Raw genomic sequence first — 12,609 nt, forward strand, 5'->3', positions numbered from 1 at the left:
GATGGCCCCCACGGTCTTCTACCTCTCGCCCCTGCCGAACGTCGGCGAGCTCGCGGTGCTCGACGGCAAGGAAGGGCACCACGCCGCGACGGTTCGACGCATCCGCGTCGGCGAGCGGGTGCTCCTCGGTGACGGAGCAGGCGGCTTGGCCGACGCGATCGTCGCCGCAGCGGAGAAGAACCGACTGGAACTGACCGTGCAGTCGCGCAGCGAGATGCCGCGTCCCACTCCGGTGGTGACGCTCGTACAGGCGCTGCCGAAGGCGGACCGATCGGAACTCGCCGTCGAGCTGGCCACCGAAGCGGGCGTCGACGCGGTCGTACCCTGGCAGTCCGCGCGATGCGTCGCACGGTGGGAAGGCCCGAAGGCAGCCAAGGGCGTCGCCAAGTGGCGGAGCACCGCAGCGGAGGCAGCCAAGCAGTCGCGTCGGGCATTCGTCCCCGAGGTCTCCGAGCTGCACGATTCGCGGGAGGTCAGCGCCTTCGTGCGCGGCGTCGTGGAGCGCGGCGGAATCGTCGCCGTGTTGCACGAGGCGGCCACCTCGGCGTTCCGGGATCTGCCGTTCGACTCGGTGCCCGAGGTCGTGATCGTCGTCGGACCCGAGGGCGGGCTCGACGACAGGGAGGTCACCGCTCTGACCGAGGCGGGTGCGACGCCGGTGGTGCTGGGCCCGACGGTACTGCGCACCTCGACGGCAGGAGCTGTGGCTCTCGGCGCGCTGGGTGTCCTGACCTCGCGCTGGACCCAACTACCGCCCGACTTCCAGAACTCGTGAGCGCGCGGATCAAGATCGAGTACGGCGATCACCCGGAGCAGTTCGGCCACCTCTACCTGCCTGCCGAGCCGATGGATCACCGGACGCCGGTGGTCGTGGTGGTGCACGGTGGCTTCTGGAGCGGACAGTACGGGTCCACTCTGGGTACCCAGTTCGCCCGCGCAGTCGCCGGAGCCGGAGCGGTCGCGTGGAACATCGAGTACCGACGCGTCGGCGCAGGTGGGTACTGGCAGGAGATGCAGTCCGATGTGACCGCAGCACTCGACGTGGTCGCCGGGGAACTGCAGCACCATGCCCCGGTCGGGATCGACGACGTCCGCGTCATCGGCCACTCGGCAGGCGGACACCTGGCTGTGTGGCTCGGCGGCGAGACCGGCACGAAGGTCCGCCCGTCGCGCATCGTCTCGCAGGCCGGCGTGCTCGACCTGGAACCTCGCGGTGCGGCGGGACGCACCAACCCAGCAGTCGAGGCGCTGTTGCAGGCCCGGTACGAGGACGATCCCGACCTGTACCGGTCGGCCTCACCCGCGGCCCGCGCGCCCATCGGCATCCCGACGATCGCCCTGCACGGATCCGAGGACATCCAGGTACCCGCGGCGCAGAGCGAGCGGTACGTAGCGCTGGCGAGCGCTGCCGGGGACGACGCGCGACTGACGATCGTGCCGGGGGAGGACCACTTCGCTTTCCTGAATCCCGATTCGCGGTGTTGGGCGCTCTCGCTCGACGCGGTGATCGGTGCCACCAGCGAGTAATGGGAATGCGCATCGTTGCTGCGGCGTTAAACTCGATCCATACCAAGTGCGCGTCCGATTAGCCGACACCAGAGAGCAGGCCATAGCCACCACGTGAGTGAACACAGCGAATTTCCCGCCGAGCGTGACGTTCGGTCCACCTTGGAACTCGCCCCCGAAGCGGTGATGCCACTGCTGGGACAGTCCGACGAGAACCTGCGGGCGCTCGAACAGATGCTGACGGCAGATATCCACGTACGAGGAAACGCCGTGACGCTCACCGGAAAAGTGGCCGATGTGGCGCTTGCCGAACGGGTGATCTCCGAGTTGGCCGCGTTGGCCAAGCGCGCTCAGCCATTGACTCCCGATGCGGTGCGCCGATCGATCGCCATGCTCACCGAGGGCGTGTCGGATTCACCGGCCGAGGTGCTGAGCCTGGACATCCTCTCGCGCCGCGGCAAGACGATCCGCCCCAAGACGCTGAATCAGAAGCGGTACGTGGATGCGATCGACGCCAACACCATCGTGTTCGGAATCGGTCCCGCGGGTACCGGCAAGACGTACCTGGCCATGGCGAAAGCCGTGCAGGCACTGCAGACCAAGCAGGTCAGCCGCATCATCCTGACGCGTCCGGCAGTGGAGGCGGGGGAGCGGCTCGGCTTCCTTCCCGGAACGCTGCACGAGAAGATCGACCCGTACCTGCGTCCGTTGCACGATGCGTTGCACGACATGATGGACGACGAGGCGATTCCCAAGCTGATGCAGGCCGGGGTCATCGAAGTCGCCCCGCTCGCCTACATGCGCGGCCGCACGCTCAACGACGCATTCATCATTCTCGACGAGGCGCAGAACACCACCGCCGAGCAGATGAAGATGTTCCTGACCCGACTCGGATTCGGGTCGAAGATCGTCGTGACCGGCGACGTGACTCAGGTCGACCTTCCCGGTGGCGCGCGATCCGGGCTGCGTGCGGCGTCGGAGATCCTCACCGACGTCGACGACATCCATTTCGCGCAGCTCACCAGCAGCGACGTGGTGCGACACCGATTGGTCTCGGAGATCGTCGACGCGTACGAGCGGTTCGAGTCGACATCGGAAGGCGTCATTCCCAACAGGGCGCAACGCCGCACCGGTGGACCGCGTTCGGCGAGAAGATGATTCGGATGTACGAAAACGACAGGCAACGAGAGCGTGGGTAGTGGCTAGATGAGTATCGAAGTGTCCAACGAGTCGGGGATGGACATCTCCGAACCCGAGCTGGTCTCGGTCGCACGGTTCGCGATCGCCGGCATGGACGTGCATCCCGCCGCGGAACTGTCGATGGTGCTGGTGGATTCGGCCACGATGGCAGATCTGCACATGCGGTGGATGGATCTACCCGGCCCCACCGACGTGATGTCGTTTCCGATGGACGAGCTCGAGCCGGGCGGTCGTCCCGACGCCCCCGAACCCGGACCGGCGATGCTCGGCGACATCGTGCTGTGCCCGTCGTTCGCCGCCGATCAGGCTGCTGCAGCTGGTCATTCGCTCGAGCACGAGCTGGCGTTGCTGACCGTGCACGGTGTACTGCACCTGCTCGGCTACGACCACGCCGAGCCGGACGAAGAGAAGGAAATGTTCGAGCTGCAGAACCGGCTGCTGGCCGAATGGTACGAAGACGCCAGGCGGGCAGAGCAGGCAGCCGAACAGGCCGCCCGCGATGCCCGGCTCCTCGGCAAGGCCGGTTTCGTCGACGGACTCGATCGATGACCTGCGTGGTCGAACAGCTGGAAGTGTGGGGTCGTAGCGCGTGAGCAGTGCTGTTGCGCTCATCGTGTTCGCAGTCCTTCTCGTGCCTCTCGGAGGCCTGTTCGCCGCCGTCGATTCCGCGCTGAACACGGTCTCGCGTGCGCGAATCGACGACATGGTCAAGGACGAGCGCCCCGGTGCCACCGGCCTCGTCGTCGTGGTCGGTGACCGCCCGCGATACGTCAACCTGATGGTGCTGCTGCGCATTCTGTGCGAAATCGGCGGCACCGTCTTGCTCGCGGGTGGCCTGACGCAGTTGATCGACTCCACCATGGCGTTGGTGATCACCGCGGTGGCCATGGTGTTGGTCAGTTACGTCGTGATCGGTGTCGGTCCGCGAACCCTCGGTCGGCAGAACGCGTACTCGATCGCGTTGGCGGCCGCACTTCCGTTGCGTGCCCTCGGGTGGCTCCTCGGACCGATCAGCAGACTCCTCATCCTCATCGGTAACGCGATCACGCCCGGTAAGGGATTTCGCAACGGCCCCTTCGCCTCCGAGATCGAGCTTCGAGAACTGGTGGACATGGCCCGCGAGCGCGGCGTCGTGGCCGACGACGAACGGCGGATGATCCAGTCGGTGTTCGAGCTGGGCGACACCTCGGCCCGTGAGGTCATGGTCCCGCGCCCCGAGATGGTGTGGATCGAGTCCGACAAATCAGCAGGACAGGCCACCTCGTTGGCCGTGCGCAGCGGACACTCCCGCATCCCGGTGATCGGCGAGAACGTGGACGATGTGGTGGGTGTCGTCTACCTCAAAGATCTTGTGCAGCAGACGTATTACTCCACCGACGGTGGCCGCGGAGTGCAGGTTTCCGAGCTGATGCGTCCGGCCGTCTTCGTTCCCGACTCCAAGGCACTCGACAGTCTGCTCGCCGAGATGCAGCGCGATCGCAACCACATGGCCCTGCTCGTCGACGAGTACGGGGGCATCGCCGGGCTGGTGACCATCGAGGACGTGATCGAGGAAATCGTCGGCGAGATCGCCGACGAATACGATTCCGACGAGGTTGCGCCCATCGAGGAACTCGACGACGGACGCTATCGACTCTCCTCGCGGGTGCCGCTCGAGGACCTCGGCGAGATCTTCGGTATCGATATCGAATCGGAGGAAGTCGACACCGTCGGCGGACTCCTCGGCTACGAGCTCGGTCGAGTACCGTTGCCCGGTTCGCAGGTGATCACTCATGGCCTGCTGCTGCGCGGAGAAGGTGGAGCCGACCCCAAGGGCCGCGTCCGTATCGCCACGGTCCTGGTCGAGAAGCTCGAACCCGAAGAAGACTCCACCGAGGACGACGACTCGTCCGACGCCACTCGCCAACACTGAAATCTGGAGGTGCTCTTGTGTCCGAGCAGAACAACGGTGAGTTCCGATCCGGATTCGTCTGTTTCGTGGGCCGACCCAACACCGGCAAATCAACACTGACCAACGCGTTGGTGGGATCGAAGATCGCCATCACGTCCTCGCGTCCCCAGACGACGCGGCACACCATTCGCGGCATCGTGCACCGCGAGCACGCCCAGCTGATCCTGGTCGACACTCCCGGCCTGCACCGACCGAGAACGCTGCTGGGGCAACGTCTCAACGACCTCGTGCAGGACACCTACTCCGAGGTCGACGTCATCGGACTCTGCATCCCCGCGGACGAGAAGATCGGGCCCGGCGACCGATGGATTCTCGAACAGGTGCGGCACATCGCCCCCAAGACGACGCTCATCGGCATCGTGACCAAGATCGACAAGGTCAAGAAGGAACGCGTCGTACAGCAGCTGATGTCGCTGTCGAAGCTGCTCGGCGAGAATTCGCACGTCATCCCGGTGTCGGCCGAATCGGGCGAGCAGATCGAGAAGCTCGTCGATCTGCTGGCCTCCGAACTGCCACCGGGGCCGGCGTTCTACCCCGACGGTGAGCTGACCGACGAGCCCGAGGAAATCCTCATGGCCGAACTCATCCGTGAGGCCGCGCTCGAAGGTGTCCGCGACGAGCTGCCTCACTCGCTGGCCGTCGTCATCGACGAGGTCCTGCCCCGTGAAGGCCACGACAACATGCTCGACGTGCACGCGATCCTCTACGTCGAGCGATCGAGCCAGAAGGCGATCATCATCGGCAAGGGCGGTTCGCGACTCAAAGAGGTCGGCACGGCGTCGCGGCTGCAGATCGAGAAGCTGCTCGGCACCAGGATCTACCTGGACCTGCACGTCAAGATAGCCAAGGACTGGCAGACCGATCCGAAGCAGATGGGCAAGCTCGGCTTCTGATCCCGTAGTGGGCTACGAGGTTTCGCTCACCTGGGTCCACCAGGGATCGGGGCGCTTGCGGTGCCACTGCAGCACGTTCTCGAGTTGAGCGGCGACCGATACCAGTAGCGGCTCGGAGGATTCGTGGCCCATCAACTGCAGGCCGATGGGTAGGCCGGCGGCGGTGAATCCTGCGGGCACGTTCACGCTCGGCCAGCCGAGCACGTTCCACGGCCAGGTGTACGGGCAGTGCTCGGTGATGACCCGATCGGTATCGGCGTTGGAGATGCCGTCGATGGCCTCGATCCGCGGCGGCGGAGTAGCCGTCGTCGGGGCGAGCACGATGTCGTACTCGTCGAAGAACCGGCCGACGCGGCGTCCGATGCGCGGTTCGGCCGCACGGGCTGCGCGCAACGGGGCTCCGGCGAGTGCCCGGCCGCTCTTGGCGTTGGCCCGGGTCCTCGGGTCGGCGAGAGACGGATCGGGAAGGCGGTCGAGCCAGGTCGCCACGCCTGCCAGCGAGCGCGGTAAGAAGTTGAGCCCCAACAACATTCCGTACGCCGGGTCGTCGACGACCACCCGGTGTCCGAGCAATCGCAGCACCGCTGCCATCTCGTACGCGGCAGCGGCGATCTCCGGGTCCAGTGGTGCGGGCGTCGGGATGAACGGCTTGCGCAGGCTGAGCGCTATCCGCAGCGAACCCGGATCGCGCCCGACGGCGTCGGAGACGGTCAGCGGAGCCGGACGATGCAGATCTCCGTCGTGACTGCCCGAGACCACATCGAGGAGCAGGGCTGCGTCGGCCACGGTACGTGCGAGCGGGCCGATGACGGTGATGCCGTTGAATGCTTCGGGCTCCGGCCACGACGAGATGCGTCCGCGTTGCGGCTTGATCCCCACCAGGTTCGTCCACGAGGCCGGAATCCGCACCGAGCCTGCACCGTCGGAACCCAGAGCGGCAGAGACCAATTCGGCAGCCACTGCTGCAGAGCTACCGCCCGAGGATCCGCCGGGGGTGCGCTCGCGGTCCCACGGATTGCGGGTGTGGCCGAAGGTACCGCCGGTGAACGGCCACTGGCCGAGTTCGGGGCTGTTGGTCTTTCCGACGATGACCGCTCCGGCAGCACGCAGTCTGCGTACCACCTCCGAATCCGAGGTTGCGGGTGGAAAGTCGCCCGCGCAACCGAAGGCGGTCGGTTCGCCCGTGACATCGACGTCGTCCTTGACGGCGATGGGAACGCCGAGCAGGGGAGCGGTGGTGCCGTCGGCGCGCAGGCGATCCGCTTCGGCTGCCTCGGCGAGGGCGGCGTCGCGGCGCACGATGCGGAACGCGTTGAGCGTGGGTTGGCTCTTCTCGATGCGATCGAGTGATTCGGTGACCGCCTGTACCGACGTGATGCGACCCGATGCGAGAGCGGCAGCCTGGGCAACGAGAGTCGACCGATGAAAATCCACGCCTGCACAGTATCGACTTCTCGTCAGCGCGGGAACGGTCACCGCCGCAGCGCGCGTGGGACACTGGATGACGTGAGGCCATACCGTGACAACGCAGTCGTCCTGCGCCAGCACAAGCTGGGTGAGGCCGATCGCATCGTCACGTTGTTGACCAGGGAGAACGGAATCGTTCGGGCCGTCGCCAAGGGGGTTCGCCGCACCAAATCCAAGTTCGGTGCGCGGCTGGAACCGTTTGCGCACATCGACGTTCTGCTCTACCCGGGACGCAACCTCGACATCGTCACCCAGGTGCACACGGTCGACGCGTTCGGCGGAGACATCGTGGCCGACTACGGTCGCTACACCACCGGATGTGCGGTTCTCGAAACCGCCGAACGGCTGGCAGGCGAGGAGCACGCACCCGCGCAGCGGCTGCATCAGTTGACCGTCGGTGCCCTGCGGGCCCTCGCGCAGCACGTCAGGCCTCCCGAACTGGTCCTCGACGCGTACCTGCTGCGTGCGATGGGTTTCGCCGGATGGGCTCCCGCACTGTCCGACTGCGCGCGGTGCGCAGCGGTGGGGCCGCATCGAGCTTTCCATGTCGCTGCCGGTGGAGCCGTGTGCGTGCATTGCCGTCCGCCGGGATCGGCGACGCCGTCGAGCGGGGTTCTCGATCTGATGGTCGCGCTCGAACGAGGGGAGTGGGACTACACCGTCACCACCTCCGACGCCGTCCGCAAGCAGGCCAGCGGACTGGTGGCGGCGCATCTGCAATGGCATCTGGAACGACAGTTGCGCACACTTCCGCTCATCGAACGCTCGCACCCGCATCAGGTGCCGCTGGCGCAACCTGACTCCGTGTTCGCCGACACCGTCGGGCAGGATGGGGACCGTGATTCGACGACGAGAGCCGCAACCCCGGCCTGACGAACAGTCGGCAGTGCGCCCTCCCGATCCGCATCCGTCGGGCGCTCGGCCGCCCATCCTGCAGCCGGAACTGATTCCTCGCCATGTCGCACTGGTGATGGACGGCAACGGTCGATGGGCACAGGATCGTGGTCTGCCGCGCACCGCGGGGCACGAGCAGGGCGAAGCGGTCCTCATGGACACCGTGTGCGGGTGCATCGAGATCGGGGTGCAGTGGTTGTCCGCGTACGCATTCTCGACGGAGAACTGGAAGCGCAGTCCCGACGAGGTCAAGTTCCTGATGGGCTTCAATCGTGACGTCATTCGTCGTCGACGCGACGAGATGAACGAGATGGGTGTCCGAGTTCGCTGGGCCGGCCGTCGACCGAGGTTGTGGGGCAGTGTCATCAAGGAACTCGAAGTTGCCGAGGAGTTGACGAAGCACAACACCGTGATGACGTTGACGATGTGCGTCAACTACGGTGGCCGAGCCGAGATTGCCGATGCCACAAGGGAAATCGCTCGGCAGGTGGCCGCGGGCAAGCTGAACCCCGAGAAGATCACCGAGGCCACCGTCGCCAAGTACCTCGACGAAGCGGATATGCCCGACGTGGATCTGTTTCTGCGTCCGTCGGGGGAGCAGCGGACGTCGAACTTCTTGCTCTGGCAGTCGGCCTATGCGGAGTTCGTGTTCCAGAAGAAGCTCTTCCCGGATTTCGACCGTCGGGATCTGTGGGAGGCGTGTATCGAATACGCCTCGCGGGACCGACGATTCGGTGGAGTCAAATATGAGTGACATCGCGAACGGGGCGCCCGACGAGGGGCTTTCGTTGCAGGCCCGTGCCCAGTTGGCGCTCTCGCAGTTCGCGACGGTCACACTCGGTGACGAGGGTTCTCTCGGTTTCGACTACGCGGGCGCTCTGTGCTCGCTGCGTGCCGTTCGACTCTCGCCCGAACTCGAGGTGCTCTCGCTGACGGCTGTCCTGGCGTGGGACCGGCCGCTGAAGCCGGCTCTGCACAAGAAAGTTGCCGACCGCAATGCGGATTCGCAGTTCGGTGCGATCTCGGTCAACACCCATGACAAGCTCGCAGATGTGTTGTTGCGCTACACCTTTCCCGCGAGCGGCCTGGACGACGAGGCAATGTTGACGATGCTCATTCTGGTGCTCGCCGGAGTCGAGAAGGCCCGTGAGGGTCTACTGCCCTGATCCGTCAGCTAAGGTTTGCCTGTACTTACTTCCAGTAGAGGCGGATGCAAATGACTGTGCGGTGGACCCGAATGCTCACGGCTGTGGTGGCGGTGATCGCCCTCGGTGTGGCGGTGACGGCCTGTTCGACCGCCGACACCGGCGACACGGCAACGCAGTCGGCGGACGGTGCATTCCCGGTGGTCATCGATCACATCTACGGCAGCACGACCATTCCGGAGAAGCCCACTCGCATCGTCACGCTCGGGGTGTCCGACGCCGATGCCGTCATCGCGCTCGGCACCGTTCCCGTCGGCAACACCGGGTACACGTTCTACGAGACCGGACTGGGACCGTGGACCGACGAGTTGGTGGGAGACGCACCGCTCACTCTGCTGGGCTCGGAGTCCGAGCCGAACTTCGAGCTGATCGCCTCTTTGGCACCGGATCTGATCACCGGACTCAATGCAGGTTTCGACGAGGCGACGTACGAAAGGCTCAGCGGCATCGCGCCGACTGTCGCCCGACCTGCAGGATCTGCCGCCTATGCCGTCGATCGTGAGGTGGCCACCGACACCATCGCGCGCGCGATGGGTGAACGCGACCGCGGCGAGGAGTTGAATGCGCAGACCACCGCTGCGCTCGAGCAGGTTCGAAGCGAACATCCCGAGTTCGCAGGCAAGACGGCAGCAGTGGTGCTTCCGTACGACGGCCAGTTCGGCGCATTTCTGCCCGGTGATGCCCGCGGTACATTCGTCACCTCGCTGGGCTTCGAGGTCCCGGAAGCGATCCGCGCCGAGGACGACGGCACCAACTTCTTCGTTCCGGTCGGGGCCGAGAACATCTCGATGCTCGACGCGGATCTGGTGCTCTACCTCGGTACCGGTGACGACATCGACGTGGTGGCCGAGAACCCGATCTTCGGAACGCTCGATGCTGCACGGAATGACGCGATCGTTCCGTTGTCCACCGATCAGCGTGGAGCGATCACGTACAACTCGGTGCTGTCGATTCCGTTCGCCATCGACGCGTTGGTACCTCGCGTGGCAGAGGCCGTCGCCTGAGCGGATTCACCGAGCGGCAGCGCTGCACTGACTGCAGGTGCCGAAGATCTCGATCGTGTGGCTCACGTCGCTGAAGCCGTTGGACTCGGCGACACTCTGCGACCACTTCTCGACGGTGGGGCCTTCGACCTCGACGGTGAAACCACACGAGCGGCACACCAGGTGATGGTGATGCCCGGACGAGCAGCGCCGGTAGACCGACTCGCCGTTGTCGGTGCGGAGTACGTCGACGGTCCCGGCGTCCGCCAAGGTCTGGAGTGTGCGATACACCGTGGTGAGGCCGATGCCCTCACCGCGCTTGCGCAATTCGTCGTGTAGATCCTGTGCGGACTTGAACTCTTCGATGGTGTCGAGCAGGTCCGAGATCGCGCTGCGCTGTTTGGTGGCTCGCACCCCGACGACGACCGGTCGTCTGGGGGTTGCGGTATCGGTGGACTTGTCGGTCACGGGTTCCGGCCTTCCTCGGCGTGGGCCACGGCGTCGACGACGATGTGGGAGAGGTGATCGTCGACCAGTCGGTACAGGACCTCACGGCCGTTGCGTTCTCCGCGCACCACACCCGCTGCCTTGAGTACCCGAAGGTGCTGGCTGATCAACGGCTGAGTGACACCGAGGGCGACGACGAGTTCGTGGACGCATCGCTCGGACTCGCGCAGCTGCAGCACGATGGCGATGCGTACCGGAGCCGCGAGTGCTCGCAGGATGTCGCCTGCCGCAGTCAGTGTCTCCTTCGGCGGAATGTGAGCCGGGGGAGCGACGGCGAACGGATCGCCGGAGTGCAACGGATGCTCGGGGTCCTGCCTGTGGGTCGAACTTGCTTCCACTGTCGAGTCCGTGGACACGGTTGCGGCTCCTTCGGTCGCCGGCTCGTTGCCGGCGGACTCTCCCTGCACGATCGACGTCATGGCACCAGGTTAGTGCAGTAGTTGTTATTGCAAATCGTATTCATTGTGATATGCACAGGTGCGCATGTCAACTTCCCGACTCGACCGCTGTTCGGATTCGATCGACGAGCCAGATAGTCTGATCAGGGCGAAAACCGCCCACGTCACCTCTTACACGATGTAACCGAAGATGGAGAGCTCCGCCAGTGGCACCCAAGTCCAAAGTCGAAACCGTCGCCAACCTCGCCAAGCGCAGAGGCCTCGTCTACCCGTGCGGCGAGATCTACGGCGGTACCAAGTCGGCCTGGGATTACGGCCCGCTGGGCGTCGAGCTCAAGGAGAACATCAAGAAGCAGTGGTGGCGCAACATGATCACCAGCCGAGACGACACCGTCGGGCTGGATTCCTCGGTGATCCTGCCGCGGCAGGTGTGGGAGGCGTCGGGTCACGTCGAGACGTTCTCCGACCCGCTGGTGGAGTCGCTGCACACCCACAAGCGCTATCGCGCCGATCACCTCATCGAGGCCTACGAGGAGAAGCACGGTCACCCGCCGGAGAACGGCCTCGCCGACATTCGCGACCCCGAGACCGGTGAGCCCGGCTCCTGGACCGAACCGCGTGCATTCTCGGGACTGCTCAAGACCTTCCTCGGCCCGGTCGACAACGAAGAGGGCCTGCATTACCTGCGTCCCGAGACCGCACAGGGCATCTTCGTCAACTTCGCCAACGTGCTGACCACCTCACGCAAGAAGCCTCCGTTCGGTATCGGCCAGATCGGCAAGAGCTTCCGCAACGAGATCACTCCCGGCAACTTCATCTTCCGCACCCGTGAGTTCGAGCAGATGGAGATGGAGTTCTTCGTCAAGCCGGGCGAGGACGACGAGTGGCATCAGTACTGGATCGACTACCGCATGAAGTGGTACACCGATCTCGGTATCGATCCGGAGAACCTGCGGCTCTACGAGCACGCCAAGGAGAAGCTGTCGCACTACTCCAAGCGCACCGTGGACATCGAGTACAAGTTCGGCTTCCAGGGCAGTGCCTGGGGCGAACTCGAGGGCGTCGCGAACCGCACCGACTACGACCTCTCGGTGCACTCGAAGGCGTCGGGTCAGGACCTGAGCTACTACGAGCAGGCCACCGACACCCGCTACACCCCGTACGTCATCGAGCCGGCCGCAGGATTGACGCGTTCGCTGATGGCGTTCCTCGTCGACGCGTACACCGAGGACGAGGCCCCCAACGCCAAGGGCGGCGTCGACAAGCGTGTCGTGCTCAAGCTCGACCGTCGTCTCGCTCCGGTCAAGGTCGCGGTGCTCCCGCTCTCGCGCAACGCCGATCTGACGCCCAAGGCGAAAGACCTTGCGCAGCAACTGCGTCAGTACTGGAACGTCGAATTCGACGACGCCGGAGCCATCGGTCGCCGCTACCGTCGTCAGGACGAGATCGGCACCCCGTTCTGCATCACCGTCGACTTCGACACCCTCGACGATCATGCCGTCACCATCCGCGAGCGCGACACGATGGCGCAGGAGCGTGTGGCACTCGATCAGGTCGAGGGCTACATCGCGTCTCGTCTGATCGGCGCGTAAGAACCTCACTCAC

The 12,609-nt window shown here is 65.2% G+C and carries 14 protein-coding genes; 11 read left to right on the plus strand and 3 right to left on the minus strand.

The window, feature by feature from the left end:
• Window position 1 precedes the first annotated feature (1 nt).
• The 6 genes from ABZ677_RS05850 to era all read left to right on the plus strand — a co-directional run bounded on the left by ABZ677_RS05850 (window position 2) and on the right by era (window position 5,550).
• Window positions 2–775: a 16S rRNA (uracil(1498)-N(3))-methyltransferase gene (locus ABZ677_RS05850; RefSeq protein ID WP_037193067.1), complete on the plus strand. Its 774-nt coding sequence runs from the start codon at window positions 2–4 to the stop codon at window positions 773–775.
• On the plus strand, window positions 772–1,527 hold the full coding sequence (locus ABZ677_RS05855; RefSeq protein WP_358367363.1) for a prolyl oligopeptidase family serine peptidase: 756 nt from the start codon (window positions 772–774) through the stop codon (window positions 1,525–1,527). The genes ABZ677_RS05850 and ABZ677_RS05855 overlap by 4 nt, the downstream gene beginning before the upstream one ends.
• A 93-nt stretch (window positions 1,528–1,620) precedes the next feature.
• Entirely contained in the window at window positions 1,621–2,664 is a 1,044-nt protein-coding gene (locus tag ABZ677_RS05860) for a PhoH family protein (RefSeq protein ID WP_032394544.1), read from the plus strand.
• A gap of 48 nt (window positions 2,665–2,712) precedes the next feature.
• Entirely contained in the window at window positions 2,713–3,255 is a 543-nt protein-coding gene (gene ybeY, locus ABZ677_RS05865) for an rRNA maturation RNase YbeY (RefSeq protein WP_032394543.1), read from the plus strand.
• Window positions 3,256–3,295: 40 nt separating this feature from the next.
• On the plus strand, window positions 3,296–4,618 hold the full coding sequence (locus ABZ677_RS05870; RefSeq protein ID WP_037193064.1) for a hemolysin family protein: 1,323 nt from the start codon (window positions 3,296–3,298) through the stop codon (window positions 4,616–4,618).
• Between the two features lie 17 nt (window positions 4,619–4,635).
• Window positions 4,636–5,550 (plus strand): GTPase Era, encoded by a 915-nt coding sequence (gene era, locus ABZ677_RS05875; protein WP_045194673.1) that lies wholly within the window; start codon window positions 4,636–4,638, stop codon window positions 5,548–5,550.
• A 12-nt stretch (window positions 5,551–5,562) separates the two neighbouring features.
• Here the strand turns inward: era and ABZ677_RS05880 are convergent, their stop codons facing one another.
• Window positions 5,563–6,984 carry an amidase gene (locus ABZ677_RS05880; RefSeq protein WP_358367368.1) on the minus strand — a complete coding sequence of 474 codons (1,422 nt, stop codon included), beginning with the start codon at window positions 6,982–6,984 and terminating at the stop codon, window positions 5,563–5,565.
• A 72-nt stretch (window positions 6,985–7,056) separates the two neighbouring features.
• Here ABZ677_RS05880 and recO point away from each other — a divergent pair, with 72 nt between their 5' ends.
• From recO to ABZ677_RS05900, 4 genes are read left to right on the plus strand one after another with little or no spacing between them, the layout of a single operon-like run.
• Window positions 7,057–7,890: a DNA repair protein RecO gene (gene recO / locus ABZ677_RS05885; protein ID WP_358367371.1), complete on the plus strand. Its 834-nt coding sequence runs from the start codon at window positions 7,057–7,059 to the stop codon at window positions 7,888–7,890.
• Window positions 7,847–8,665 carry an isoprenyl transferase gene (locus ABZ677_RS05890; protein ID WP_052047848.1) on the plus strand — a complete coding sequence of 273 codons (819 nt, stop codon included), beginning with the start codon at window positions 7,847–7,849 and terminating at the stop codon, window positions 8,663–8,665. The genes recO and ABZ677_RS05890 overlap by 44 nt, the downstream gene beginning before the upstream one ends.
• Window positions 8,658–9,077: a hypothetical protein gene (locus tag ABZ677_RS05895; RefSeq protein ID WP_037193034.1), complete on the plus strand. Its 420-nt coding sequence runs from the start codon at window positions 8,658–8,660 to the stop codon at window positions 9,075–9,077. Before ABZ677_RS05890 ends, ABZ677_RS05895 begins: the two co-directional genes overlap by 8 nt.
• A gap of 50 nt (window positions 9,078–9,127) precedes the next feature.
• Window positions 9,128–10,120, plus strand: a complete 993-nt coding sequence (locus tag ABZ677_RS05900; RefSeq protein ID WP_037193032.1) for an iron-siderophore ABC transporter substrate-binding protein — start codon at window positions 9,128–9,130, stop codon at window positions 10,118–10,120.
• Between the two features lie 6 nt (window positions 10,121–10,126).
• Here the strand turns inward: ABZ677_RS05900 and ABZ677_RS05905 are convergent, their stop codons facing one another.
• Together ABZ677_RS05905 and ABZ677_RS05910 are read right to left on the minus strand one after the other, a co-directional pair.
• On the minus strand, window positions 10,127–10,567 hold the full coding sequence (locus tag ABZ677_RS05905) for a Fur family transcriptional regulator (protein ID WP_037193030.1): 441 nt from the start codon (window positions 10,565–10,567) through the stop codon (window positions 10,127–10,129).
• Window positions 10,564–11,025 carry a metalloregulator ArsR/SmtB family transcription factor gene (locus ABZ677_RS05910; RefSeq protein WP_306437421.1) on the minus strand — a complete coding sequence of 154 codons (462 nt, stop codon included), beginning with the start codon at window positions 11,023–11,025 and terminating at the stop codon, window positions 10,564–10,566. The genes ABZ677_RS05905 and ABZ677_RS05910 overlap by 4 nt, the downstream gene beginning before the upstream one ends.
• Before the next feature lie 185 nt (window positions 11,026–11,210).
• Here ABZ677_RS05910 and ABZ677_RS05915 point away from each other — a divergent pair, with 185 nt between their 5' ends.
• On the plus strand, window positions 11,211–12,596 hold the full coding sequence (locus tag ABZ677_RS05915; RefSeq protein ID WP_032379159.1) for a glycine--tRNA ligase: 1,386 nt from the start codon (window positions 11,211–11,213) through the stop codon (window positions 12,594–12,596).
• The last annotated feature ends 13 nt before the right edge of the window (window positions 12,597–12,609 follow it).

The sequence above is a fragment of the Rhodococcus sp. NPDC006774 genome, from assembly GCF_040636045.1.
Lineage (GTDB): Bacteria > Actinomycetota > Actinomycetes > Mycobacteriales > Mycobacteriaceae > Rhodococcoides.